This is a genomic window from Xanthomonas theicola (assembly GCF_014236795.1).
GTDB lineage: Bacteria > Pseudomonadota > Gammaproteobacteria > Xanthomonadales > Xanthomonadaceae > Xanthomonas_A > Xanthomonas_A theicola.
The window spans coordinates 305,928-331,170 of sequence record NZ_CP049017.1; the positions used below are offsets into that span (position 1 = coordinate 305,928).

Below are 25,243 nucleotides of genomic sequence, written 5' to 3' on the forward strand. Positions count from 1 at the left end.
AACGCCTGCAACCGACGCGTGGCGTCGGCCCCCTGTGCGATCTATTGTGATGCGCCGGCGTGCCCGTGTCTGTAGGGAAAATCTTACCCCCCTGCAGATCGCCGCTGGCGGCGCGCCGGGACTGCACACACTGGACTGGCGGCATGCGCCTGCGCCCAGCGCACGCGGTCGGCGCCGCCGATCGCGCCGCTGCGCCGCGCCCGTTCGCGGCCCTGCCGCAGCAAGGCCAACGTCGGCATGTTGCGGATGCCCAAGCGCGCCGCCGGTGCCGGCGGCGCCTGCGTGTCCCGCTTGCCCAGGCGCATGTGCGGCTCCAGCGGCGGCGGCGGCGGCGTCGAACGGCGGGGCCATGGTCCGGCATGGGCCGCACCACGGCACCCGGAAATCCACCCGCAACGGTAATGTCGCTGCGCTGGGGGTGGGCGGCGAAGGTGTCCGCGCTCAAGGCCAGCGGCGCGGCGCCGGACAGTGCGCGATGGCAGCGCCCGCAGTCGGCGCTGCCGCCAGGCGCGCGCCGGGACCCGGTTCAGCGCCTGGCAGTGCGGGCAGGCGCTGCCGCCGGGCGGCGCGTAGCGCTGCGCGTCCCTGGCCGTGCGCCGCATGCCACCGTGGCGCCGGATCATGGCCGCGCGGCGGCACGGCGGCAGCGGCCGACGGCGGCGACGCCGACGCCGACGACAGCCGGTTCACGCTGCCGGACCATCCGATCCGCTGAATGCGACAGCCCGCGCGGCGGACCGGAAACGGCGACACGCGCCGACACTCATTCCGCGACCAGGCTGTAGCCCATGCCGCGTACCGAATGGATCTGGATGCGTCGGGTCTTTTCGCCGATGTTGCGGCGCAGGCGCGAGATCTGCGACTCCAGCGAATTGGAACTCACCAGCCGGTCGTAGCCGTAGACGCGGGCCTCGAGGGAATCGCGCGGCACCAGCACGCCCGGACGGGCCATCAGCGCCGCCAGCACCAGGGCCTCGGTGCGTCGCAGCGGCAGTGGCTCGTCGTCGATCCAGAACGCGCGGCTGTCGGCGTCGTAGCTCAATGGTCCGAAGCGCTTGAGCTCGCGCCCGGTCATCACCTCGTGACGCAGCGCATTGCGGATGCGCGCGAGCAGTTCGCGCGGCTCGAAGGGCTTTGCGATGTAGTCGTGGGCGCCCGATTCCAGGCCGGTCACCTTGCTGTCCAGGTCCGCCAGCGCGGTGAGCAGGATGAAACGCTGCAGCCGCTTGTGGGCGCGGGCATGGGGGATGAGGGACAGCCCGTCGCCGTCGGGGAGCCGGCGATCGAGCAGGACCAGGTCGAAGTCGTTGTCCAGCACCAGGGTGCGGGCGATGGCCAGGGTGGGCGCCAGGTCCACCACGAAGCCCTGCTTGACCAGGAAATGGGTCAGGGTCGTGGCGATCTCGTGCTCGTCTTCCACCAGCAGCAGGCGCATGCGGTCCTCGGAGTGCGGTGCCCCGGCCCTGTCGGGACCGGGGAGGGGGAGGGTCAGAACTCGTACTGTACTTCCAGCGACAAGGTCCGTCCGGCCGGGTTGTAGCGCGCGGTGTCGTAGGGCCGGCTCTGGATGACCGCGAACGGCGGCGTGGCATCGAGGATGTTGCGCCCGGCGAAGTTCAGCCGCAAGTCGTTGCGCAGCTGCCAGCTCACGGTGAGATCGCAGGTGGTGAACGATTCGACCGTCTTGGCGTAATCGGGATTGTCGATCCTGCCGGAATACATCGTGAGCACGTAATCGTTGATGTAGGTGGGCGTGTAGTAGGCCCACAGTGTGGCGGTGACATCGCCATACTGCCAGCCCAGCTCGCCCACCACCTTGTAGTCGTCCACGCCCTGCACCGTGCCGATGCTGCGCAGTACCGGCGCGCCCGGCAACGACCGCGTTTCGGCCTTGAGGTTGTCCAGCCAGGTGAGCTTGGGGCGGAAGTTGCCCCAGCGGCTGACCCACAGATAGCTCAGTTCGTAGGTGATGGACGCGTATTCGGAGCCTTGCAGGTTGAACGTCGTGCTGTTGACGTTGACGACCTTGCCGGTCGCGTCGCGTTGGTAGAACGCGCTCTGCCGCAGTTGGTCGCTGGTGGACAGGTAGCGGCTGAGCGTGCCGAACGCCGCGTACTGATTGCTGATCTTGGACTGGTTGTAGTTCACGTCCAGGGTCAGCCCGGCCAGCGCGCCTTGCGGCATCCAGGACAGGCCGAAGACGCGCTGGATCGAGGTTTCCGGCTTCAGGTCGGGGTTCGGGGCGGTGGTGCTGCGGGCCTGGTAGCGATTGGAATTGGGCGCGATGCAATCGGTGCTGCAGGTATACAGTGGATCGTTGTCGATATAGTCGACCGAGGCCTGTGTGCCGTAGATGCTGAAAAGATTGGTGGGCGGCGGCGCGGAGAAACCGCGCGACCAGCGCGCCCGCAGGCGCAGGGCGTCGGTGATCTCCCACAGCGCGCCCAGGCTCGGCGTGGTCTTGCCGAACTCGCTCTTGCCGAACAGGATCTTGCCGCCCTCGGAGTAGGGCACGTTGTCCACCGTGCCCACCGCGCCTTCGCTGGTGTAGACGTCGCGGCGCGCGGCCAGATTGAAGGTCAGCGCCCGCACCAGCGGGAAGTTGAAATCCTGGCCGAACACCGGGATGCTGACTTCGCCGAACAGGGCATGGCGGTCGCGGCTGGTGGCCAGCACCGACAGGTTGCGCACTTCGCGGCTGTCGATGCCATCCTCGTTGTAATCGGCGCCCACCGCGTAGTAGACCCGGCCGGCGGGCAATGCGAAGGCGCTGCCGCTCATGCGCAGTTCCAGGTTCTGCAGGCGCGAGGCGCGATCCTCGTTGTCGAGCAGGTAGTAGAAGTCGTTGATGTCGGCGCCGGCGCTGTCGGTGCCGTCGTTCCACGGGTTGAACGCCAGCGCCGGATCGGCGCTGGTCAACGCCTGGCACTGGCGGGCGACGATCGCCTGCACCTGCTCGAGCCGACGGCCGCTCAGGCGGTTTTCGTCCAGATCGAAATTGGAGCAGCGAACGCCGTTGGGCGAACCCGGGTCGGCCTGTAAGAACGCCAGCGAACCGAAGGTGCGGCTGGCGCCGACATTGCTGGTGCGCGAGGTGGTGTAGATCGCATCGAGCTTGGTGTCGGCGTTGAACGCATAGCTCAGGCCGAGGTTGGCAGTCCATGCCTTGGTGGTGTTGGACACGGTCACCGTCGGCAGGCGACCGGATGCGATCTCCGCGCGCGGATCGTAGTAGACCGTGGTGCCGGGGTTGAAGCGGCCGGCGTAATAGGCCGGGAAGGGGTTGTAGTACTGGCCCGGGGCCAGCGTGATCGCCAGTCCCTGGTCGTAGCGCTCTTCCTGGGAATTGGTGGAGCGATCGAACAGGCCGTCGGCGGTGAAGGTCAGCTTGTCGGTGAGTTTCTGCTCGAAGCTCAGGTTGATCGCGCTGGATTCGACGTCCGGGCCGGCCAGTTCCGGCACACGGTCGGGTTTGGCGCTGGCATCGAGCACGATCAGATCGGCCAGTGTCGGCGCCCGGCCCAGCCTCGTCGGCACGGTCAGGGCGGTATCGATGCGCGTGGTGATCAAGGTGTCCGGATCCTGGATGTATTCGCTGATCGGGAAGACCGCCGGCTGCAGGCCCCGGGAGAAACTGCGGAAGTCGTAGTTCGGGTCGCCGTTGAAGTAGGCCGAGTAATCCTCGGTGGTGTAACCGCTCTTCCAGTTGTTGACGGGGCGGCTGCGGGCGTGGCTCAGCGTCGCCGACACGCTGCCGCTGCCCCAGTTGTAACCGGAGTAGACGCTGAAGCGCTTGCCGTCGGCATCGGTGCTGGAATGCTCGTACTGCGCGTTGACCGTGGTGCCGACGTAGTCGCGGCGCAGGATGAAGTTGATCACGCCGCCCATGGCGTCGGCGCCGTAGATGGACGAGCCGCCATCGGTGGTGATCTCCACGCGCTCCACCGCGCTCAGCGGGATGCCATTGAGATTGACGAAACCCTGCTGGATGCCGGCCGCACCGGCCATGCGGCGGCCGTTGACCAGGACCAGGGTAAGCCCGGCGCCCATGCCGCCCAGATTGGCGGCCGACACGCCCAGGCTGCCCATGGTGCTGACGTTGACCCGGCCCTCTTTGTCCTGCAGCGGACCTTTGCTGCGCTCGTTGGTGATGGCGCCGATGGTGGCCAGGTTCTGCGGCAGGGTGCGGATCAGGTCCTCGACGCTGCTGACGCCGCGCGCCTTGATCTCTTCCTGGTCGATGACGATCAGGCGCGAGGTGACGTCGCCGTTCTGCAGACGGCTGCCGGTCACTTCGATGCGTTGCATCGCGGCGGCGGCGGCGGCGGCGGACGCGTCGCTGTCCTGAGGATCGGTATCGGTCGCTGTTGCGCCCTCGCGCTCCTGCGCCCAGGCGGGCGACACGGCGGTGGCCAGGGCGATCGCCAGCACGGACGACGGGAACGAATGCGTATTCAAACGGGTGGTCTCCTCGGTCCAGGCACAATGGGATGGATTGCTGGTAAAACCCTGCGTTGCAGCCGGGGTCGGGGACGCCTCCCACGTCCACATGTCCGCGCGCCGGCCGCGGCGCTGCGCGCTGTCCCCAGCGACGGCATGACTTCCCTGCCTGGAATGGATTTCCGGGACTTCCGGCCGCCGCGCGTTTCCCCTCGCGGCGGCCGGCACGTCATGTGTATGTCATGAAGCTTGCACGAACCTTGCGCGAACCTTTTGGGTTCCGCCGCCCACCGCGGCGATGCGATGAGCGGCTGGCGCGGCGGGCATGGGCTGTGGCAACGTAGCCGGCACCGCGACATCGATCCCGGTGCGCGCGGCCGGCGCTGCGCAGGGGTGGGCGCCACGGCAACCGTATGGCCCTCTGCGCGACGTCGCTGCAGCCGGATGCGACGCCTCTGCGGCGGCCCCACTTCGACCGTGCGTCTGCATCGGCCCCGCTCGCGCGGCGGATGTGCGCATCCCCAGCCAGGACGAGGCAGTGAAAGCGCGAGCGTTGCCGTGGTTGTACCGGTCGATGATGGGGCAGATGGCCCTGCTGGCGCTGCTGTTCCTGGGCAGCCTGTTCTATTGGGTGGGCATCCGGCCATTGGTGGAGAGCGCGCCCATGCGTTCCAGCGATCCGCTGCAGAGCACCTCCAGCGAGGTCACCATGCGGCTGAGCGACTTCATCGATCGCGCGCGCAACGCGCCGGCCGACGGCATCGCGCTGGAGCGCGATCCGCTCCTGGCCCAGGTCAAGGCGCGCAATCCGGATTTCCGCTGGTACGTGCGCGTGGGCGATGCTGTCTTCCAAAGCGGCAAGGGACAACCGCTGTTCCGCTCGCTGCATTTCGACGCACTGGCCGACTCCCGCGCGACCAGCGCGGTGCCCGATGCGTGCACCCAGGCCAGCCGCAGCCTGCAGGACGACAAGGGCATCGGGTATCTCAGTTACTTCGATTGCAATGGCCTGCTCTCCTATTACGAGCATACCGGGATCCGCACGCCGCTGGACATCGACGCCAGCCTGGCGCGGTACTATCCGAAATGGGTCTGGGATTCCAGCCGTGGGCTGATCATGACCGGTGCCGGCATGTTCCTGATCTTCGTGCTGATCGTCGGCATCAACGTGATCATGATCAGGCGCATCACCGCGGTGACGCGTTCGTTCGATCCCAAGCACCTGGACCGCCAGCTGCCCGAGGAGGGGCTGCCCAGCGAAGTGGTGCCGCTGGTGCAGGCGGTGAACGAGATGATCAAGAAGGTGGACGAGGCGCAGAAGCGTCGCGAGTTCTTCCTGTCCACCGCCGCCCACGAGATGCGCACGCCGCTGACGGTGCTGCGCACCCGGCTGGAAATGCTGTCCGACGGGCCGGTCAAGGACAAGTTGGTCGGCGATGTGGGGCGACTGACCAAGCTCGCCAACCAGCTGCTCAAGCTGATGAGCATCAGCGGAGTGCGCAGGCTGGACAGCCTGGTGGATCTGGCCACGGCCTGCCGGCGGGTCATCGCCGAGCGCGAGCCGCTGGCCGAGTTGCGCGGGCTGCGGCTGGAACTGCGCGGCGATGGACTGCCGCTGCGGGTGCTGGGCGATCCGGGCCTGCTCGAGGTGGCCCTGGCCAACCTGATCGACAACGCCATGTCCTTCTCGCCGGCGGGCGGGCGGGTGGGGGTGGAGGTGCATGCCGGTGGCGAGGTCTCGGTGCAGGACGCCGGCCCGGGCATCCCTGCCGACCTGCTGCCCACCGTGTTCGAGCCGTTCGCCAAGTTCCCGCCCAACCGCAACGGGCACGGGCTCGGCCTGGCGATCGTCAAGGCGGTGGCCGAGTTGCACGGAGGCAGCGTGCGGGCGGGCCATGCGCCGGCAGGCGGCGCCTGTTTCACCCTGGCGTTCCCGCCGGTGCAGTTGCAGGACTGACCGCGCGGCCGGGCGCTCACGCCGTCGACTGGGCGCCGTATACAGTTGCGATGGGATGTGCCGGCCGTCAGCGGCGCAAGGCCGGGGCTGTGCGCCTTGCCGCGATGCGCCACGGGCCGCTTCGCACCGACCTCAAGCCCTGGTCGCGGCGGCGACCGTCGCTGTCCAGCGCTTGGACCGGGCCCGAGCCCAGCGCGCGCAGCGGCGCTTGCGCCTTGCGGCGGTCGCCGACGATGACCGAGGTCATTGCGCCAGGCCGCACGCGGTGGCCGATCGCCCGTGGCGCCTGCCTGGCATGCGCCCGCTGCAGCCGCGCGGGCAGGGTCTGCGCGCGGCCGCCGGGACGCCGGTAGCGGACGCTGCCCTGCATCGATTCCGGCACCGAGGCGGTGGTCTCGGTGTTCCCGCGCAGACGCCGGCCGCGCTGGCCGCGAACCGCGGCCAGCGCATCGCCGGTCCGGCGCCTGCCGGCACGGCGGCGATCAGCGGCCGAAGGGGACAGCACGGGCGGTGTGCCTGGAGCGATGAAAGGGGCGACGCGCCCACCGAGGGAGCGGCCGCCAAGGGCGCTGGCGGTGGCTCAGCGCAGCGTGTTGCCGTAGACATCGCGGACTTCCACCGGACCCAGGTCCACGGCGCGGATGCCGGCCTCGATGCGCTTGAGGTCCCCCGCCACCACCCAGAGCATCTGGTCCGGGCGGTAGGTGGCGCGCGCCAGGGCGCGCACCTGCTGCAGGTCGACCGCGGCCAGCCGCTGCATCGCCCCTTCGGCGCGGTCGTAGGGCAGGCCCAGGCTGTGCGAGTTGATCATCGACGCCAGAAAGGCGCCGCTGGTGGTGAAGCCAGACGGGATGGCCTGGATCGAGGCGCTGCGGTCGCGTTCCAGTTCGTCCGCGCCGATCGGGCGGGCGCCGATGTAGTCGCGGATCTCCTTGCGGATCTCCAGCAGCGCCTCGACAGTCTTGTCGGTCTGCACGGTGCCGCTGGCGGTGAACGGGCGCGGGCCGCGGCTGTTGCTGCCGATGCCGGCGCTGAAACCGTAGGTCCAGCCCTTGTCCTCGCGCAGGTTCATGTTGAGGCGGCTGTGGAAGCTGCCGCCCAGCGCCTCGCCCATCAGCGCTTCGGCGGCGGCGGTGTGCGGGTCGAACGCGCCGACCAGATGGCCGGCGACGATGCTGCTCTGCGATGCGCCCGGCGCATCGATCAGGATCACCCGCGGGCCGGCGGCGGCGACCGGCGCGTGCGCCGGGTCTGGCAGCGGCGTGGGCGCGTTGCGGGGCCAGTCGCCGAACCGGCGCTCGGCGGCGTCCTTGGCCGCGGCGACGGTGACGTCGCCGATCACGTACAGGGTGGCGTTGGCCGGGCCCATTTCGCGGTCGTGGAAGCGGGCGATGACGTCGCGATCGTTCTGCCTGGCGAAATCGGCGTGCGCCTGCGCGCGGGTGACGATGCGGCCATTGCGATGGTCGCGGCCCCACAGTGCGTTGGCGAAGACCTGCCCGGCCGACTGGATGGGCGAGCGTTCGTAGGCATCGTAGCCGGCGTCGATGGCGACGTTGGCGCGGCGCTTGTCGATCTCCGCCTGCGGATAGGCCGGGTGGCGGATCAGGTCGGCGGCCAGCGCGAAACTGTCGTCCAGGCGGTTGCTGGTGGTGTTCCAGCTGAAGCCCATCGCGCGCTCGCCCACCGCCGAGCCCTGATAGAACCCGATGCGCGCGATCTCCCGCGTGATGGCGTTGCCGTCGCGCCCGTCGGTGCCCAGCGGCAGCAGGTTCATGGCCAGCGCGGCGATGCCCTGGCCGTAGCCCTGCTCGACCTCGGTGCCGCTGTCGAACTGCAGGCTGGCGTCGATCAGCGGCAGGCCGCGGCGCTCGGCCACCACCAGTTTCATGCCGTTGGACAGGGTGGTTTCGGTGATCGCCGGGAACCTGACCTGGCCGGTGAACGGGCCAGGCGGCGGCGGTGCGGTACGGTCGACCTGGCCGGGTGCGGGCGGATTGGGCGGCGCCGGGCGGGTGACGAGTTCGTAATAGGGGCGGTCCAGCCATTTGCCGGCGACCACGCGCAGGTCCTCGGCGGTGGCCGTGCGCACCCACTCCAGCTGTTTCAGCCCGCCGACTGGATCGCAATGGTAGAGCTGGCCCTGCGCGAGCATCGCTCCGACCGCGGCGTTGCTCTGCAGCGACCGCAGCAGGTTGTTCTGGCTGCCCACCACGATCGCCTGCATCCGCTCCGGATTGTCCGGCCCGTGGGCGAAATACGCCGCCAGCGCACGGTCCAGCAGCGGCGCCACCCGGGCCGGGTCCACACCGGGCCTGAGCGTCACGTCGATCGAGAACGTATTGGCGAGCAGGTTGCTCGACAGGCCGGCCGTGACCTGGGTCGCCAACTGCAGATCGTTCACCAGCAGATCCCACAGCACGGCGTCGCTGGCGCCGGCCAGGGTGCCGGCGGCCAGCTGCAGCAAGGCCAGTTCGCGCGGCACGTCGCCGGAGACCGGCCAGCTGCGGCGGATGCCCGCCAGCGGGCCGTCGCCCTGCACGATGTCGCGCTTGACCTGGGCGAAGTCCGGGAGCCACTGGTCCATGCGCGAGGCGGGTTTGCCGGCGGGCGCATCGGCGAAGTAGTGCGCCACCTTGCGCTTGGCGGTGTCCAGGTCGACGTCGCCGGCCAGCACCAGCACCGCGTTGGAGGCGCCGTAGTAGTCCTGGAACCAGGTCTTCACATCGTCCAGCGAGGCGTTGTCCAGATCCTGCATCGAGCCGATGGTGCTGTGCCGGTACGGATGGCCGAGCGGGAAGTAGCTCTGGCGGTAGATGTCCTCGCTGCGGTCCTGCTCGCCGAGTTCTTCGCCGCGCTTCTCGTTCTTCACCACCGCCCGTTGTTCGTCCAGCGCGGCCTGGGTGATGCTGCGCCCCAGCCACGCCATGCGGTCCGATTCCATCCACAGCGCCAGGTCCAGCGCATTGCTCGGCACGGTCTGGTAGTAGCGGGTCAGGTCCAGGTCGGTGCTGCCGTTCATGTCCGACGCGCCGGCCCGGTCCAGCGGCAGGAAATACTCGCCCTTGCGATTGACCGTCTCCTGGAACATCAGGTGTTCGAACAGGTGGGCGAAACCGGTCTTGCCCTGCGGCTCGTCCTTGGAACCCACCCGGTACCATACCCCGACGAACACGTTGGGCACGCTGTGGTTGCTGTGCACCACCACGGTGAGTCCGTTGGGCAGGGTGAAGACGTGGTGGTCGATGTCCACTGCGGCGATGCGGGCGGGGGCGGCAGCGGCAGTGCGCGGCGCCGCTGCCAGCGCGGGCGCCGGGGTCGCGCCGGACAGCAGTCCGGCGACCGCGAGCAGGGAGTGGGAAAGACGGCTCAAGGCGGACTCCGGGACGGGCCAGGCGGGACCGGGGAATTGACGCACGCCAAGCTTGCACCGGGCTGGCATGCCCATGGCGCGCCTGGCCGCGCGCAACCACCGGCGGAAAGCATCGGCAAACGCCACGCAGGGCAAGGTCCATGCAGCAGTGTAAGGTCCATGCAAGTGTCGTGATGTGGAATGCCGGTCAGCCCCATCGATGCGTCCCAGGACCATGGCTTTGCTTCCCGACAGCGCCGCTGCCATCTTCGCCCAGCAACTGGATGCGCTCGCCGGGCAAGGGCAGCGTCTGTTGCAGCGGGCGGCCGCGCGGGGTGCCTGGGCGCGCGGCCTGCGCATGGCGCTGGCCGGCTGCGCGGTGGTGCCGCTGCTGGCGCTCGCCAGCGCACCGTGGCGACTGCTGCCGATGGCGGTGTGGCTGTCGGCCAGCGTGGCGGCGCCGTTGCTGCTGGCGGCCGGTGCGCCGCTGTCGCTGCGCGCGCGCTGGCGTCCGCAACGGCGCGCTGCGCTGGCCCTGCTGGACCGCCGCGCCGGTGCGCAGGACCGCCTGCTGGCGGCCGATCAGTTCCTGGCCGAGCCGGCCCGGGATGGTTTCCGTGCAGCGGCGATCGCCGATGCCCAGGCGTGGCTGGCGCCGGCCCGGCAGGCCGGCGAGCGCGAGATCGCGGCGTGCGCGCTGCCGTTGCAGCGCTGGCGCATGGCCATGCCGGTGCTGGCCGTGCTGGCGCTGGCGGCCGCGTGGTCGATCCCGGCGCCGGGTGTGGGCGCGCGTGCAATCGCCGGCCACCCGCCGGCGCCCGCCGGCCATGCCGCGCTGGCGGTCGTGGGGCCGGGACAGAACGTGCCGGCGCTGGTGGCCGCGCCGCCGCCGGCGATCCGGCCAGGGGCGGTCGCCGGCGGCGATCGACAGGCCGTGGCCGACGCTGCCGGCGCGGCGGGTGCGGCGCTGAGCCCGGGCGCGTCGGCGGCAGGGATGTCGGGCAAGCCGGCAGCCGCGACCGCCGGCGGCGCCGGCGCCGGTGAGGGCAAAGCGTCGCTGCCGCCGCCCGCACGCCCGAGCGGCCATCCGGGGCCATCGGCGGGCGCGCAGCCGCAGCAGGCGGCCGGCGCACCGATGGCGGCCAGCGACGCCGCGCCGACCGACGGCAGCAGCGACGGGGTGCCCGAGGCCGGTGCGGCCGCGCATGAGAACCCCGCATCCTCGCCGTCGTCGCAATCCGCGCAGCCACCCGGCGCCGGCGCGCCGGCGCCGCCGCAGGGGGGCAAGGATCCGGGCCAGCCGCCGCGCCGGGGGCCGAGCGAGAAGGGCGACCAAGGGCAATCCCAGGGCAATGGCCAAGACAAGAGTCGGGGCACGGGCCAGGGGCAAGGCGGCGAGGACGCGCTCAAACGCACCCGCGGCCTGACCGGCCTGCTGCTGGGCGTGCCGATGCAGGACCAACTGACCGGCACCCCCAATCGCGGCCGGGTCCGCAGCATCACCCGGCCGGGCGAGCCGCAGCGCGCGCCGGCCGCTCCCGGCGGCGCGCGTGCGCGCGGCAGCCAGTCCGGCGACAGCGGGCCGTCGAGCCCGCGTCCGGCCTCCGCGGCGGACCAGCAACTGGTCCGCGACTATTTCCTGCTGCAGCGCAAGCGCGGCGACCTCGCCACCAAGGAATCACAGCCATGAGCCTCACCCAACTGCACGACGCCGACAGCGCGCGGTCCGCCGCCGCCGAGTTCCGCCAGGTCTTCGAGGCCATCGCCGGCGAAGTGGGGCGCATGATCGTCGGCCAGCGCGAGGTCGTCGACGGCGTCCTCACCGCGCTGATGGCCGGCGGCCACGTGCTGCTGGAGGGCGTGCCCGGGCTGGGCAAGACGATGCTGGTGTCCTCGATCAGCCAGGCGGTGGACCTGCCGTTCTCGCGCATCCAGTTCACACCGGACATGATGCCGGCCGACATCGTCGGCACCAACGTGCTCACCGAGCGCGAGGGCGGCGGCCACGAACTGGCCTTCCAGCAGGGGCCGGTGGTGGCCAACCTGGTGCTGGCCGACGAGATCAACCGCGCCACCCCCAAGACCCAGGCGGCGCTGCTGGAGGTGATGCAGGAAAAGCAGGTGACCGTGGGCCGCCGCACCATCGCCATGCCCGATCCCTTCTGCGTGATGGCCACCCAGAACCCGGTCGACCAGGAAGGCACCTACCCGCTGCCGGAAGCGCAGCTGGACCGGTTCCTGTTCAAGCTGGTGGTCGGCTATCCCACCGAGCAGGACTATCACGCGATCATCGAGCGCACCACCAGCGGCAGCCAGGTCCGGCTGTCGGCGGTGACCGACGCGGCGACCCTGCGCCGGATGCGCGGGATCGTGCGCCAGGTGCCGGTCCCAGAGAGCGCACGCAGCTGCGCGATCCGGCTGGTGATGGGCACCCAGCCCAACAGCCCCTACGCCACCGCCCAGGTCAACGCCAGCGTGGCGCTGGGGGCGTCGCCGCGCGGCATCCAGGGCCTGATGCTGGCGGCCAAGGTGCGGGCGCTGCGCAGCGCCCGCTTCGCGGTCGCCGAGGAGGACATCCGCGCGGTGGCGCTGCCGGTCCTGCGGCATCGCCTCGTCACCAATTTCCAGGCCCACGCCAACGGCGTCACCGCCGACACCCTGGTCGCCGACGTGATGGCCGGCCTGCGCGGATGAGTCGGGCCACGGCCACCACGCAGGCGCTGTTCGACCCGGCATTCGTCGAGGCGGTGCAGGCGCTGTCGCTGCGCATCGCCCAGGCGCAGCGCGGTGGCCGGCTGGCCGAGCAGCGCACCACCGCGCGTGGCCAGGGCAGCGAGTTCGCCGATTTCAAGCCGTACACGATGGGCGACGATCTGCGGGCGATCGACTGGAACGTCTACCAGCGCCTGGGCCGGGTGTTCGTGCGCGTGTTCGAGGAGCAGCAGGACCTGCCGGTCTACCTGCTGGTGGACGCCTCGGCCAGCATGGTCGCCGAACGGCCGGCGCGGTTGCCGGCCGCGCAGCGCGCGGCCTTCGCGCTGGCGGCGATCGCGCTGTCCCAGCACGATGCGGTCAGCCTGCTGACGTTCGCCGAGGCCATGCAGGTGCAGGCGCGCGCGGTGTCCGGGCGCGCCAACCTGCTGCGGCTGGCCACGCAACTGGCGGACCTGCAGGGCCACGGAGGCACCCAGCTGGTGGGTGCGCTGCGGCAGGTGGCGGCCAGCCGCCTGCGCCGCGGGCTGGTGGTGGTGCTGTCGGATTTCTTCGATCCGGCGGGTGTCGAGGCGCTGCTGGACGGCCTGCAGGCGTTGCCGCACCGGGTGTTGCTGGTACAGCTGACGCGCGCCCACGACGCCGACCCCGACCTGCATCCGGACCTGCGCGGGGAGGTGCTGATCGACGATGGCGAACCCGGCCATGCGGTGCCGGTGAGCCTGTCGCCGGACCTGCTGCGCGCCTATGCCCAGGTGCATGCGCGCTTCAACGAACGCCTTGCCGCGTTCGCCCGGCGCGGCGGCGGCCTGTTGCGCCTCGACGCGGCCGCGGACGTGCTGCCGCCGTTGCAGGCCATGTTCGGCAGCGGAGCGCTGCGGTTGTGACGTTCGCGACGTTCCCGTCCTGGGTGGTGGCCGTCGGTGCTGCGCTGCTGCTGGCGCTGGTCACCCTGTTGTATCGGCTCAGGGTGCGCAGGACGCCGGTCGCCCTCGCCGGCGCCACGTTGTGGCAGCAGGCCGTGCGCCAGCTGCCGCCGCGGCGGCTGGGCGGACGCTGGCGGCGGCCGTTGGCCTGGCTGCTGTCGCTGCTGCTGGTGCTGTTGTTGTGGCTGGCCGCGGCGGGGCTGCGCAATCCATTGGCCGACGACGGCCGTCGCCACGTGTACTACCTGGACGCGTCGGCGTGGTTGCTGGGCGCCGGCGCCTTCGATGCGGCGCGCGCGGCGCTGGAACGCGACGTCGCGGCCCGGCCGGCCGCGCAGCGCGAGGTGCTGCTGGGGGACGGGATGCCGTCGCTGCTGCTGGCCGGCGACGAGCGCACGGCGCTGCTGCGGGCAAGGTTGCGCGACAGCGCCGCGCGGGCGCGGCCGTCCGGCTTCCCGGCCTGGCTGGCGTCGGCGGGCCGGGAGGGTTCCGACACGCTGGTCCATTACTACGGCGCCGCTCCGGTGCTGGCGGCGGCGCGCGGCGCGCGGCCGGCCGGGGTGCAGGTGGAGGCGTCGTTCCTGGCGCCGCCGCTGGCCGGCAACCGCGGCATCGTGGCGCTGGGCGCGGCGCCGGCGGCGTCCGGGCGCTGGGACGCGGTGGACGTGCTTGTCGCGCTGGACGCGGTCGGCGGCCCGCCGCCCGGACGCGACGCGCTCGACGTCCGACTCGACGGCCGGCCGCTGCCGGCCGGGATCCGGACGGTGGACGATGCCACCGGCATGTTGCTGACCGACGTGCCGGCCGCCGGCGGCACCTTGCAGGTGGCGCTGCGGCAGCGTGACCATTTCGCGGCCGACGATGCCGCCGCGCTGGTGCTGCCCATGCGCAGGCGGTTGCGGGTCGGCGTGGTGGGCACGTTGCCGCCGACATTGCGCGACGTGCTGGCGCTGGACCCGTCGCTGCAGCAGGTGGCGCCGCTGCAGGCGCAGGTGCTGGTGGTCGCCGCCGACGCCGACGCCGACGCCGACGCCGCGGCGGGCGCGGGCGTTCCGGCGCTGCGGCTGGCCGCCGCCAGCGGCGGTGCGCCGGCGTTCCGGTTCACCGTGCGCGCGGCGACCGAGCAGCAGGCGCTCGCCGACCACCTCGGCGCGCTCGGCATCGATCAGGCGCGCAACACCGCCATCGCCGATGAACTCGGCCGCGCGGTCGGGGTGGACGTGGCCCAGGGGGCGTTCCGCCAAGTCCAGGCCTGGCAGGAACTGTTCGCGGCCGACGGCGGCTTTGCGCAGTCGCCGGCCATGCCGCTGTTCGTCGACCGCAGCCTGCACTGGCTGGCCGACCAGGCGCCGTGGGTGCCGTATGCGGTTGCCGGGCAGCCGTTGCAGCAGGCGCTGCTGCTGCAGGGCCTGGGCCAGTCCGCGGCGGTGCGGGAGCGCGCGCTGGGCGACCGCGTGGTGCTGCCCGCCGCCGGCCTGCACACGGTCGCCGGCCAGCCGCTGCAGGTGGGGTTGTTCGACCGCGCCATCACCCGCGGCGTCGCCGCGCCCGCCACGCCGGCCGCGCGCGGCGGCGCGGCGCCGGCCGCGTTCGCGCGTGGCGATCTGGCCAGCGCGGCGCTGCTGCTGGCGCTGCTGCTGTGCTGTGTCGAATGGCGGCTGCATGTGCGCGGCCGGATACCCTGAGGATGCCGATGGACATGGTGTTGCAATCGCCCTGGGCGGTCGCGCTGCTGGTGCTGCTGCCGCTGCTATGGTGGCGCTCGTCGCGGCTGCCACGCTGGCAGCGGTGGCTGCGCGCGGCGCTGCTGGCCTGCGTGGCGCTCGCCCTGGCCCAGCCGTCGCTGTTGTTGCGCGCAAGCGCGCCGGCCCAGGTCGTGGTGCTGGACCAGCGCGCGGCGCTGCCGCCGCCGCAGCGCGCCGCGTGGCTGCAGCAACTGCGGCGGCACCTGGCTGCCAGCGGATCCGGCACGCGCAGCAGCGTGCTGCAACTGGGCGGTGAGCCGTTGCAACTGGACGTGGCCGAGTATCTGCCGCTCGGCGAGCAGTCGCCGATACGGGCGCTGACGCTGGCACTGGAGCGCCTGCCGGCCGGCGCGGGCGGGCAGGTGCTGTACCTGGGCGACGGCGGCTCGCCGGACCGGCAGTGGGGGCGCGCGGTGGCGGCACTGCTGGAGCGCGGAATCAAGGTGACGATGGCGCCGGACGCGCCGGCGCCGCGCGCCCCGCACCTGGTGGACGTGGAACTGGCGCCGGTGCGGGCCGGTGGCCTGGCGACGGCGCAGGTCCGGCTGGACGGGCGCGGGCGCGGGGTATCCGTTGCGTTGCTGTACGAGGGCGTCGAAGTGGTGCGTTCGCCGCCGCTGGATCTGGACGGCCCCCGCCAGGTGGCGTTGCAGTTCCCCGCCGGGAGCGCCGGCTTTCATCGCCTGCGGGTACTGCTGCGCAGCGGCGGCGCGGAGGGCGACGGCGGCGCCCTGACCGGAACGCTGGCGGTGCAGGACCCGCTCGCGCTGCTCTACGTGGCCGCCGATGCCGGCGCCGGCGCCCACCTGCAACGCCTGCTGGGCGAGGGCTTCAAGGTGCGGCAGCAGGCGCCGGGCACGCTCGCCGCCGCCAGCTTCGCCGGGCAGGACATCGCGGTGCTCGATGGCGTCGGGATCGATCTGCCCGCCCCCGCGCAGACCGCGCTGGCCGAGGAGGTCGGCCGCGACGGCATGGGACTGGTCTTCAGCGGCGGCGCCAGCGCCTTTTCGACGCTTCCGCGCGATCCGGCCGGCGCCGGCCCGCTGGCGCGGCTGTTGCCGGTGAGCGGGCAACCGCAGGAACAACTGCACGATCCCAGCGTGGCACTGGTGATCATCATCGATTCGTCTGGTTCGATGGCCGGCGCGCCGATGGACCTGGCCAAGCAGATCGCGCGCCTGGCGGTGCGCCGGCTCAAGCCGGAGGACCGGGTGGGCGTGGTGGAGTTCTACGGCGCCCGGCAGTGGTCGGTGCCGATCCAGCCGGCGCGCAACACCGGCGATGTCGAGCGTGCCATCGGCCGGATGCAGGCGCAGGGCGGCACCCAGCTCTTCCCGGCGGTGCAGGAGGCGTATTTCGGCCTGAAGAACACCGATACCCGCTTCAAGCACATGCTGATCATCACCGATGCCGGCGTGGAGGAGGACAACTACCAGCGCCTGCTGCGGCACATCGCGCAGGACCGCATCAACGTCTCCACCGCGCTGGTGGGCGAGGGCGAGGGCGGGGGCGAGGAGAAGATGGCCGAACTGGCGAACTGGGGCCGCGGCCGCTTCTATCAGGTGGGCAACGATGCCAGCATGGTGGAGGTGAACCTCAAGCAGCCGCAACTGCAGCCGTCGCCGGGTTACCGCAACGGGCGCTTCGCCGTGCAGGCGGTGCCGGGCCAGGCCTGGTGGCAGGGCCAGACGCTGCAGGGCATGCCGCCGTTGCAGGGCCTGGCCACGGCGATGCCGCGCCAGGGCGCACAGATCATGGCGCGGGCCGGCGCGCAGCCGGTGGTGGCCAGCTGGCAGCATGGCGCCGGACGGGTGACCAGCCTGATGACCGAACCGCTGGGCGCCGGCACCCGCGGCTGGGAGGCGTGGCCGGGCTACGGCCCGTGGCTGGCGCGCCTGGTCGCCGGGACCGCCCGCCAGCGGCCGGCGCATGCGCTGGAGGTGGCGCGCGACGGTGACGCGTTGCAGGTGGTGGTCGAACGCAGCGGTGCGGCGACGGCCGCCGACACCCGGTTGCTCGCGGTGGACGCCGACGGCGGCGAGCAGGCGATCGCGCTGCAGGCGATGACCCCCGCCATCCTGGCCGCGCGCATCGAACGGCCCGCCGCTCAGACACGCCTGCTGCTGCGCGCGGGCGGGGTGGCCGTGCGCGCCACCGATCCCGCCTGGACCGCCGCAGACGCGCTGCCCGCCGCGCTGCGCTATCAACTGCCGCTGCCCGGGCTGGTCGCATTGACCAGCCGCGCGCCGGCGGCGAGCGGCTGGCGCGTGCTGGACCTGCGCAGCGCGCTGGCCCTGCTGGCCATCGGCCTGTACCTGCTGGAACTGCTGTGCCGTCGCTGGGCCTGGCGGACACCTTCGTTTTTCCGGAGACCGCGCTGATGTCTGCTGAACGCACCTCGCTCTCCCTGGCGCTCGCGCTGGCCCTGCTGGTCGGCGCCGCCCCGCTCGGCGCGGCCCCGGCAGCGGCAGCGGCGGCCGGCCGGCATCTGCCCGCCGCCCACACCGCCTGGGCGCAGGCATGGCAGCAGTGGCGGCAGGGCGATGCCCGCGCCGCGCTGGCCACGGTCGAGGCGGGCCTGCGCGACAGCCCGGAGGCGGCGGGGCTGCAATTGCGCGCGGCGCTGCTGGATGCCGGCGGCGACCTGGCGGCGGCGCAGCAAGCCTATGCCGCCGCCGCCCTTGCCAGCCAGGGCGCGCCACGCTGGACCCTGCAGGTGCACGCGGCGCTGTTGGCGAAGGACCCCGCGCCGGCGTTGGCGGCGCTGGAACTGGCCGGGCCGGCGCGGCAACGGATGGCGGTGCTGCTGGCGATGCTGGGTCGCACCGATCTGGCGCTGTCGGCGGCCAGCGCCGGCAGCGGCGTGGTGGTCGACCTGCAACGCGCCGCCTGGGCGCTGCAGAGCGGGGACGCAAGCCGTGCGCGGACCCACGCCTGGCGCGCCTTCGACGCGGCCGCCGACGCCGGCGATCGCCGTTACGCGCTGGCGTTGTGGATGGAAGCCTGGCGCGATGCGCAGCAGATGGAGCAGGCCGTGCAGTGGTTGCAGCGGCAGCCGCCGCAGCCGGAACTGCAGCAGGCGCTGGTGGACGCGTTGCTGGAACTGGGCCGGTTCGACGAGGCCATCGCCCAGGTCAAGCGTTCCCAGGACCCGGCCATGCGGCAGCGCCTGATCGGGATCCTGGAGCTGGCCGGCCGCAGCGAGGAAGTGGCCAGCGAATACCGCGGCGAGATCCGTCGCCAGCCGCATGCTGCGGCCGCCTACATCGGCCTGGCCGCGCAGGAACTGGCGGCCGGGCGCCGGCCGCAAGCGCTGGCGACCTTCGCACAGTTGTTCGCCGCCAATCGCGGGCGCGCCGAGGTGCTGCTGCCGGCCGCGCGGCAGATGACCGCGATGGGCCTGCAGGATCAAGCCATGCCGCTGCTGCGCGCCGCCGCGCTGCCGGCCGCTGCCCGCGGCGCGGTGGACCTGTATGCGTTCGATGGCCTGCTGGCGGGTGGCGATGACGCCGCTGCCGGCCGGCTGCTGGCGGCCCTGCATGCCCGCCTGCCGGCCGCAGATCCGTTGCAGTCCGAGGTGGCCGACGGCTTCGAGCGCCTGCAGCAGCCCGCGCAGGCACTGGCGGTGCTGCTGGCGATGGAACGCGCGCGCGCGCAGCCGCTGGACTACGACCTGCAGGTGCGCATCGCCACGCTGGCGATGGTGGCCGGCGACTCGCAACAGGCGCTGGCGCGCTGGCGCGCCTTGTGGACGCAGGCGCAGCTGCCGGCGCGCCGCGCGTTCCTGGAACGGCAGATCGTCAAGGTCGCCCGCGCCCGCGGCGAGCTGGAGCCGCTGGCCGCCGCGCTGGAGGCGCAGCAGGCGCAAGGCACGCTGCCAGCGGCCGGCCTGGACCTGCTGGTCGCCCTGGCACTGGCGCTGGAAGCGCCCGAGCGCGCCGAGGCAGCGGTTGCGCGCCAGGCGCGCGCCCGGGGCGGCGGCGGGCGCACCGCGCAACTGCGGCAGTTGGGCGGACTGTACGCACGCCTGGGCGACGGCGCGCGGGTGGATGGGGTGCTGCGCGAACTGGTGAAGGCCGATCCGGACAACGCCGCGATCTACCTGCGCAAGCTGGCCCTGAACACCGCCCGCGGGCCACGCGCGGGCGCCGGCGCCGGCGACGAGGCCGCCCGGCTGCAGGCCCTGCAGGCGATCCTGGCCCAGTTGCAGGCGCGCGAGACGGACGCCGGGCAGTCGGTGCAGTACGCCGCCGGCCTGTATGCCATCGCCGGCCTGGACGATGCCGCGGCGGCCGCCTACGAGCGCGCCATGGTGCTGGCCCCGGACGGGCTGGACAACCTGTTGCAACTGGCCGAGCTGCGCAAGCGGCAGCAGCGCGTGCCGGAGGCGGTGGCGCTGTTGCAGGCGGCCGCGGCGGCCAGCGGCAGCCAGGCGCGCTTCATCCAACTGGCCGACGCCATCGGCGGGCTGCTGGTGGCCGATCCCGACGCGCCCACGCGCCGCGGCGATCCGCGCGAGGCGCTGGCGCCAGTGGTCAATGCGTGGCTGCAGCGGCAGCTGCTGGCCCGTCTGGGCACCGACGCGGACGCCTACCCGCTGTATGCGGTGCTGGCCGATCTCGGCCAGGCCCAGGCCGATTTCCCACTGCAACTGCGCGCCTACGACAACGCGCTGGCGGCGGCCGGCGAGCAGCGCGGCCTGTTGCTGCGGCAACTGGTGACGCTGCTGTCCGGCAGCAACGGCAGCGACGGCCAGGCCGGCGCTTCGATCGGCGACAACGCGCGCAAGCTGCGCTACGGCCGGCGGCTGCTCGCCCTGAAGCGCGAGTTCCCGCCGGACTTCTTCGCCGACCTTGGCCGTTCGTTGCTGGCCGGCGGCGACGCCCTGGGCGCCGAGCGCGCGTTCGCCGCGATGTCCGACCTCGGCGGGCTGGTCAACGTCGCCCAGTTCAAGGGCGACAGCTACGCCAGCCAGGGCCGGGTCGAGCAGGCGCTCATCAACTACAGCCAGGCCCTGGCGCGCGACCAGGACAATCCGGAGCTGATCCTGAAGACCTCGATCCTGCGCGAGCGCCGCGACGACGACGGGCAGGCCAATCACTGGTACTGGCACGGCCTGCGCGCCCTGCTGCTGCGCCAGCCGCTGCAGGACAACGGCCTGGTCAACGATGTGGCGCTGGACAGCCAGCGGTTCCAGCCGGCCTTACTGGAGGGCTTGCTGCTGACCTGGCACGACGACGCGCCGGAAGCCATCGCCGCATGGCGCGCGCTGCAGGACCTGTGGAACCAGACCCTGGCGCTCGCCGACCCGAGTGTGCCGTTCGCGCGCCAGGCGCGGCTGCGCGCGCTGCTGTCGCTGCAGCAGCAACTCGGCGCCTACCGCGGCGACGATGCCGCGGTGGCGCGCGCCGAAGACGCGGTGATCGCGCGTTTCTCCGCCGATCCGGCAGTGCGCGAGGCCATCCAGACGCGCCGGCTGCGCGCCGGGCGCGGGCCGCAGACGGCGGCGGACAGTACCGGTGCGTGGGTGCGGGCCGGGCTGTCCGAGCAGGCCGAGCGCAGCGGCAACGCCAGCCTGGCGCTGGCAACCAGCGGCAACGACCAGGCGCGGGTGCACGCGCTGGTGGCCGACGCCATCGCCGCCGAGGCGGCGTGGCAGGCCGCCAATGCAGGGCAGGCGCAGGCCAGCCCCGGTCCCGACACCCTTTACGTGCTGCTGGCGCAGGGCGCCGAGCAGCTGCCGCGCGAACAGTTCCTGCAGCAGGTGTACGCGCCGATCGCTGCCGCGCCGTTCCGGGCGCAGGTCCTGTTCAACGTCTACCGCGGCGCGCCGGACCAGTACGCGCTGCTGGAAAAGCGGGTCGGCCACGCGCTGCTGGACGATGCCACCCTGATGCGCCTGCTGGTGGAGCAGGCCAACCAGCCGATTCCGTTCACGGTGCGCAAGCGCGCCTCGGAGCAGGAGTACGGCGAACGCCTGGTCGGGCGCTTCGACACCGCCCAGCGCCTGACGTTGCTGGAGCGGTTCGACGCCGCCGCCCAGGCCGGCAAGGGGCGCTCGATGCTGCAGGCCACGCTGGTGGAGGATCTGCTGCGCAAGCCGCTGTCCGGCGAGCAGCGCACCCGCCTGTCGCGGGTGGTGGCGGCGCAGATCGACCACCCGCTGGACTTCGAGCAGGGCAGCGCCGCCTTTGCGATCATTCCGTTGCTGGTGCTGGATGCCGACGAGGGCAACCGTCCGCTTCTGCAGGAAGCGGCCGCGCGCATCGCCCGCCGCCATCCCGACGGCCGCCGCTTCCCCGGCTTCTTGCGCGCCTGGTTCGACGGCGACCGCACCCGGGCGCTGGGCGAACTGCAGGCGCTGTCTGCCGATACCGGCCAGGCCGCCGGCGACTATGCGCAGGCACTGGTGAGCAAATGGTTCCCCGAGCAGCGCCAGCAGCGCATCGATGCGTTCTTCGCCGACCCGGCGCCGGACCCGGCGACCACCGCCGCCTTCCATCGCGAGTTCGTCCTCGATGCCGGCTACGGCGACGATGCCCCGGCGCCGCGAGCGACCACCCGCTACCTGGAGCGGCTGGTCGCGGTCGAGCCGGCGAACCCAGGCTATCTCGCCGGTTTGCTGGAAGACGATCTCAAGCACGCCCGGCAGGCGCAGTACCTGCAACGGTTGCAGGCCTACGTGGACGCCAACCCGGACCAGTCGATCGCCGCGGCCGCGCTGGTGCTGGATCTGTACGCGGCAAACCAGGACGACGCCGCAAGGCGGGTGGAAACGGCCACCGGCCTGGACAGCGAAAACACCGACGCGATGCTGGACCTGATCAACAAGGCGCGCGCGCAACTCCAGCAGGCGCAGGGCCCGGACCTCAACGCGTTGCTCGAAGCCGCGTTCGGCCGTTTCCAGCAGGCCCGCCCGCAGGCGGCGCTGTCGCAGGCGGTGATCCGCCAGGGACAGGCCGCCGCTGCGCTTGCCGATGACGATGGCCAGCGCGGCGGCAGCGTGGCCCTGGCGCGTACCCACGCCAGCGCACCGGCCCAGGTTCGCCAGGTGCTGCGCGGGCTCTGGCGCAATGCGCCGCCAGCTACTCGCCTTGCCCTGCTGAGCCAGCCTTACGACAGCGACGGCCATCTGCGTGGCACCCCGATGTCCAAGGCCAACGACGGGCCGGACCTGCTGCCGGCGATCGCCGCCGACCCGGGCGTCGCGCAAGAACTGGACCTATACCTGCGCGCGATGCCAACGGCGCAGCGCCAGCGCGCCCAGCCGCTGTACGCGCTGATCGCCTCCGGCCTGCAGGCCACCGGCGGCTTGCCGGCCCGGGCGACGGAACTGCGCGCCCGGTTGCGGGAGGGCGCGCTGGACGGGCATGGCGTGCAGTTGCTGGCCACGCTGCTGGCGCAGCAGGGCAGCGGCCTGGACGACGCCGGGTTGCAGGCGCTGCGGCAGACCCTGGCGCGCATGCCGCTGCTGGCGCCGGCCCAGCGCGTGCTGTTCGCGCAGGTGTTCGCGCAATCGGGCGCCACCGGCGAGGCGACCTTGCTGATCCAGGCCGCGACGCAACAGCTGCTGCATCCGAGCAGCGGCGGTGGCGACGATGAGATCCTCTTTCAGAGCCCGCAGGAAGCGCTGGAGGCCCTGGCCGAGTCCCTCGGGCGTTGGCCCGACCGCGACGCCGCCCTGGCAAGCTGGCGTTGGCTGGAGGCGAGCATCGGCCAGGAAGCCGCGCAGCAGCAGGCGGGCATCAGGGACTTCAAGCGGCCCGGCTGGCTCTAGGGAAGGTCTGATCAACGCCGTCAGAGGATGAGGCAATCCAAATCGGCCACGCTGACGGCACTCAGCCCCTTGGTTTTCGCCGTCTCCGGCGCATTTTCGGGGTATTGCCCGGGTGACAGGCACACCCTCCCCACGACAGGCATCAACTGCTTTGGCTTCATCCACGGGTTCGACAGCGCAAACAGCGTCAGCACCTGCGCGGTGTTCTTCGCCAAGCCGCGATAGCGCACCTTGACGTAGCCAAACTGGCGCTTGATCACCCGAAACGGGTGTTCCACCTTCGCTCGCAGGCTGGCCTTGGCATGCTCCCAGCGTCGGGCCCACTTCAATTCGCGCTTGTTGTTGATCTGCTTGAGCTTGGAGGGCTTCTCGGCGATCAGGTAGCGCCGCTTGCGCTTGCTCGTCCTCTCCTCGCGCTTCTCCACCAGGCAGGTGTAACCGCTGTCGCCGCACACCGTGTCCTGCTTGCCGTGCAGCAGCTTGGGCGCCTGCGTGATGTCCGCCGCGTTGGCCGCCGTGCATTCCACGTGGTGCACCAGGCCGGACTCGTCGTCCACCCCGACGTGCGCCTTCATCCCGAAGAAATATTGATTGCCCTTCTTGGTCTGGTGCATCTGCCGATCACGCTCGCCGTCCTGGTTCTTGGTCGAACGGGGCGCGGCAATGATCGTGGCGTCCACGATGGTGCCACCACGCAAGCTCTGGCCCTTGCGCGACAGATGCGCATTGACCCGGTCCAACAGCGTGCGCGCCAAATCGTACTGCTCCAGCAAGTGGCGGCACTTGAGAATCGTGGTCTCCTCCGGCACCTCATCCAGGCCGCCGATCTTCGCGAAACGGCGCATCGACACCGTGTCCTACAGGGCTTCTTCCGCCGACGGATTGCTCCGTGCGTACCATTGCTGCAAAAAGTGGATGCGCCGCATCGTCTCCAGCGGGGACGGCGGCCGCCCCGGCTGGCCCGACTTCGGGTAGTGCGGCTCGATCAGCGCCAGCAGGCCATTCCACGGCACCACCTGATCCATCTGCGCCAGGAACACCTCGCGCCGCGTCTGCTTGCCCTTGCCGTTGTACGCCGCGTCGCCGAAAGAAAACTGCAATCGTCGTCATCCCCTTGGACTCAGTGCGATTGTCGCAGGATCAGCCGGAGTTGTTCAGACCTTCCCTAGGGCGTGTCATCAATTAAGTAAAATGACGGAGGCGGCCCAGTAGATGGCGCCGAGGAAGTTGCAGGCGGTCTTGTCGTATCGGGTCGCAATGGCTCGGTACTGCTTGAGTTTGGCAAAGAAGTTCTCGATCAAGTGTCGATCCCTGTACAGCACCCGGTCGTAGTCACGTTGCACGTTGCGTGTTGGGTGGGAGGGGATGACGATCTGGGTCCCCTGTCGCTGCATCGGCTCGATGACGCGCGCGCTGGCGTCGTAGGCTCGGTCAGCGAGCAAGGCGCCCACCGACAAGGGCGGCAACAAGGCATCTGCACCTTCCAGATCCGACGCCTGGCCTGCGGTCAGATGAAACGCCAGCGGATTGCCCAGTGCATCGACCACCGCGTGGATCTTGCTGCTCAGTCCGCCGCGGCTGCGTCCGATGGCTTGCCGCTCCCCCTTATTGCCCCGGCGCTGTGCTGATGCGCCCGGACGATGGTGCTGTCGATCATTGCGTACTCGTTGTCCGCGTCTTTCGACAAGGCCTGGAACACCTGGTGCCAGACGCCGGACCGGCTCCAGCGGCTATGTCGCAGGTGGATCACGCGAAAATCGCCGAAGCGCTCAGGCAGATCGCGCCAGGGGATGCCGGCTCGGTAGCGGTACAGCACGGCTTCGACGAACAGCCGGTTGTCTTTGGCAGTCACGCCGACATGGCCGGCTCGGCCGGGAAGCAGATCGCGGATGCGATCCCATTGATCGTCTCGCAGGGCGTAGCGACGTGCCATTGCAGGGCCGGAGAGTAAAGGGGCGACAAGCATCCACTATTCTAGCAATTGATGACAGATCCTGGCGCACTTTCGATCCAAGTGATGCCACTTGTGGGAGCGACTTCAGTCGCGACGAACTTTACAGGTAGAGCCTTTCGCGACTGAAGTGCGGCTCGATTAACGCGAGCAAGTGCTTCCACGGCACCACCTGTTCCATTTTGGCCAGGAATATCTCTCGGCGGGTCTGCTTGCGCTTGCCCAGCCCTTCTGCATCACCGAACGTCAGTTGCATGAATGACTCCTCACTCTGAGGTGATTAGTGTCGCGTATCTGGAGGTGCCTGTTCAGAGATTTCCTAACAAGAACGACCGCTACATCACTCGCAGCATGTGAAGAGCTGCAGGTGGAGTGCAGCCTGC

12 protein-coding genes and 3 pseudogenes are annotated in these 25,243 nt (G+C 71.3%); 7 read left to right on the forward strand and 8 right to left on the reverse strand.

What is annotated here, in order from left to right:
* Positions 1–83: 83 nt before the first annotated feature.
* From G4Q83_RS24370 to G4Q83_RS01445, 3 genes are all read right to left on the reverse strand, one after another.
* Positions 84–305 (reverse strand): YbbN family protein, encoded by a 222-nt coding sequence (locus tag G4Q83_RS24370; protein ID WP_425480307.1) that lies wholly within the window; start codon positions 303–305, stop codon positions 84–86.
* A gap of 458 nt (positions 306–763) precedes the next feature.
* Positions 764–1,435: a response regulator transcription factor gene (locus tag G4Q83_RS01440; RefSeq protein WP_128420965.1), complete on the reverse strand. Its 672-nt coding sequence runs from the start codon at positions 1,433–1,435 to the stop codon at positions 764–766.
* Positions 1,436–1,488: 53 nt separating this feature from the next.
* Positions 1,489–4,458, reverse strand: a complete 2,970-nt coding sequence (locus G4Q83_RS01445) for a TonB-dependent receptor domain-containing protein (protein WP_211288321.1) — start codon at positions 4,456–4,458, stop codon at positions 1,489–1,491.
* Positions 4,459–4,978: 520 nt separating this feature from the next.
* Here G4Q83_RS01445 and G4Q83_RS01450 point away from each other — a divergent pair.
* Complete coding sequence (locus tag G4Q83_RS01450) at positions 4,979–6,397, forward strand: HAMP domain-containing sensor histidine kinase (protein WP_185817318.1); 1,419 nt, start codon at positions 4,979–4,981, stop codon at positions 6,395–6,397.
* A 67-nt stretch (positions 6,398–6,464) separates the two neighbouring features.
* On the opposite strand, the gene G4Q83_RS01455 is transcribed toward G4Q83_RS01450, so the two are convergent.
* Positions 6,465–6,902 (reverse strand): hypothetical protein, encoded by a 438-nt coding sequence (locus tag G4Q83_RS01455; protein ID WP_128421153.1) that lies wholly within the window; start codon positions 6,900–6,902, stop codon positions 6,465–6,467.
* A 75-nt stretch (positions 6,903–6,977) separates the two neighbouring features.
* A complete protein-coding gene (locus G4Q83_RS01460; protein WP_158255052.1) occupies positions 6,978–9,770 on the reverse strand; it encodes a M16 family metallopeptidase in 2,793 nt (930 codons plus the stop codon).
* A 214-nt stretch (positions 9,771–9,984) separates the two neighbouring features.
* Between G4Q83_RS01460 and G4Q83_RS01465 the strand changes: the two genes are divergently transcribed.
* Genes G4Q83_RS01465 through G4Q83_RS01490 form a run of 6 tightly spaced genes read left to right on the forward strand, consistent with a single transcriptional unit; the run spans position 9,985 to position 22,909 of the window.
* Complete coding sequence (locus G4Q83_RS01465; RefSeq protein ID WP_158255053.1) at positions 9,985–11,439, forward strand: hypothetical protein; 1,455 nt, start codon at positions 9,985–9,987, stop codon at positions 11,437–11,439.
* Complete coding sequence (locus G4Q83_RS01470; RefSeq protein ID WP_128421156.1) at positions 11,436–12,443, forward strand: AAA family ATPase; 1,008 nt, start codon at positions 11,436–11,438, stop codon at positions 12,441–12,443. The genes G4Q83_RS01465 and G4Q83_RS01470 overlap by 4 nt, the downstream gene beginning before the upstream one ends.
* Complete coding sequence (locus G4Q83_RS01475; RefSeq protein WP_128421157.1) at positions 12,440–13,348, forward strand: DUF58 domain-containing protein; 909 nt, start codon at positions 12,440–12,442, stop codon at positions 13,346–13,348. Before G4Q83_RS01470 ends, G4Q83_RS01475 begins: the two co-directional genes overlap by 4 nt.
* A complete protein-coding gene (locus G4Q83_RS01480) occupies positions 13,345–15,072 on the forward strand; it encodes a hypothetical protein (RefSeq protein ID WP_128421158.1) in 1,728 nt (575 codons plus the stop codon). The genes G4Q83_RS01475 and G4Q83_RS01480 overlap by 4 nt, the downstream gene beginning before the upstream one ends.
* A 2-nt stretch (positions 15,073–15,074) precedes the next feature.
* Positions 15,075–17,513 carry a VWA domain-containing protein gene (locus G4Q83_RS01485; protein ID WP_221893111.1) on the forward strand — a complete coding sequence of 813 codons (2,439 nt, stop codon included), beginning with the start codon at positions 15,075–15,077 and terminating at the stop codon, positions 17,511–17,513.
* Positions 17,513–22,909 (forward strand): tetratricopeptide repeat protein, encoded by a 5,397-nt coding sequence (locus tag G4Q83_RS01490; protein WP_128421160.1) that lies wholly within the window; start codon positions 17,513–17,515, stop codon positions 22,907–22,909. The genes G4Q83_RS01485 and G4Q83_RS01490 overlap by 1 nt, the downstream gene beginning before the upstream one ends.
* Positions 22,910–23,025: 116 nt before the next feature.
* Here G4Q83_RS01490 and G4Q83_RS01495 read toward each other — a convergent pair.
* The 3 pseudogenes from G4Q83_RS01495 to G4Q83_RS01505 all read right to left on the reverse strand — a co-directional run.
* Positions 23,026–24,009, reverse strand: a pseudogene (locus G4Q83_RS01495) (IS5 family transposase); the annotation flags it as partial.
* A 78-nt stretch (positions 24,010–24,087) separates the two neighbouring features.
* Positions 24,088–24,875 (reverse strand): annotated as a pseudogene (locus G4Q83_RS01500) (IS5 family transposase).
* A 112-nt stretch (positions 24,876–24,987) separates the two neighbouring features.
* Positions 24,988–25,116: pseudogene (locus tag G4Q83_RS01505) on the reverse strand (IS5/IS1182 family transposase); the annotation flags it as partial.
* Positions 25,117–25,243: the final 127 nt, after the last annotated feature.

Excerpts from the sequence above, each read along its gene's own strand:
- G4Q83_RS24370 (WP_425480307.1), bottom strand. The coding sequence starts at position 305 with ATGCGCCTGGGCAAGCGGGACACGCAGGCGCCGCCGGCACCGGCGGCG.
- G4Q83_RS01485 (WP_221893111.1), top strand. The coding sequence starts at position 15,075 with ATGCCGATGGACATGGTGTTGCAATCGCCCTGGGCGGTCGCGCTGCTG.
- G4Q83_RS01490 (WP_128421160.1), top strand. The coding sequence starts at position 17,513 with ATGTCTGCTGAACGCACCTCGCTCTCCCTGGCGCTCGCGCTGGCCCTG.
- G4Q83_RS01440 (WP_128420965.1), bottom strand. The coding sequence starts at position 1,435 with ATGCGCCTGCTGCTGGTGGAAGACGAGCACGAGATCGCCACGACCCTG.
- G4Q83_RS01465 (WP_158255053.1), top strand. The coding sequence starts at position 9,985 with ATGGCTTTGCTTCCCGACAGCGCCGCTGCCATCTTCGCCCAGCAACTG.
- G4Q83_RS01475 (WP_128421157.1), top strand. The coding sequence starts at position 12,440 with ATGAGTCGGGCCACGGCCACCACGCAGGCGCTGTTCGACCCGGCATTC.
- G4Q83_RS01470 (WP_128421156.1), top strand. The coding sequence starts at position 11,436 with ATGAGCCTCACCCAACTGCACGACGCCGACAGCGCGCGGTCCGCCGCC.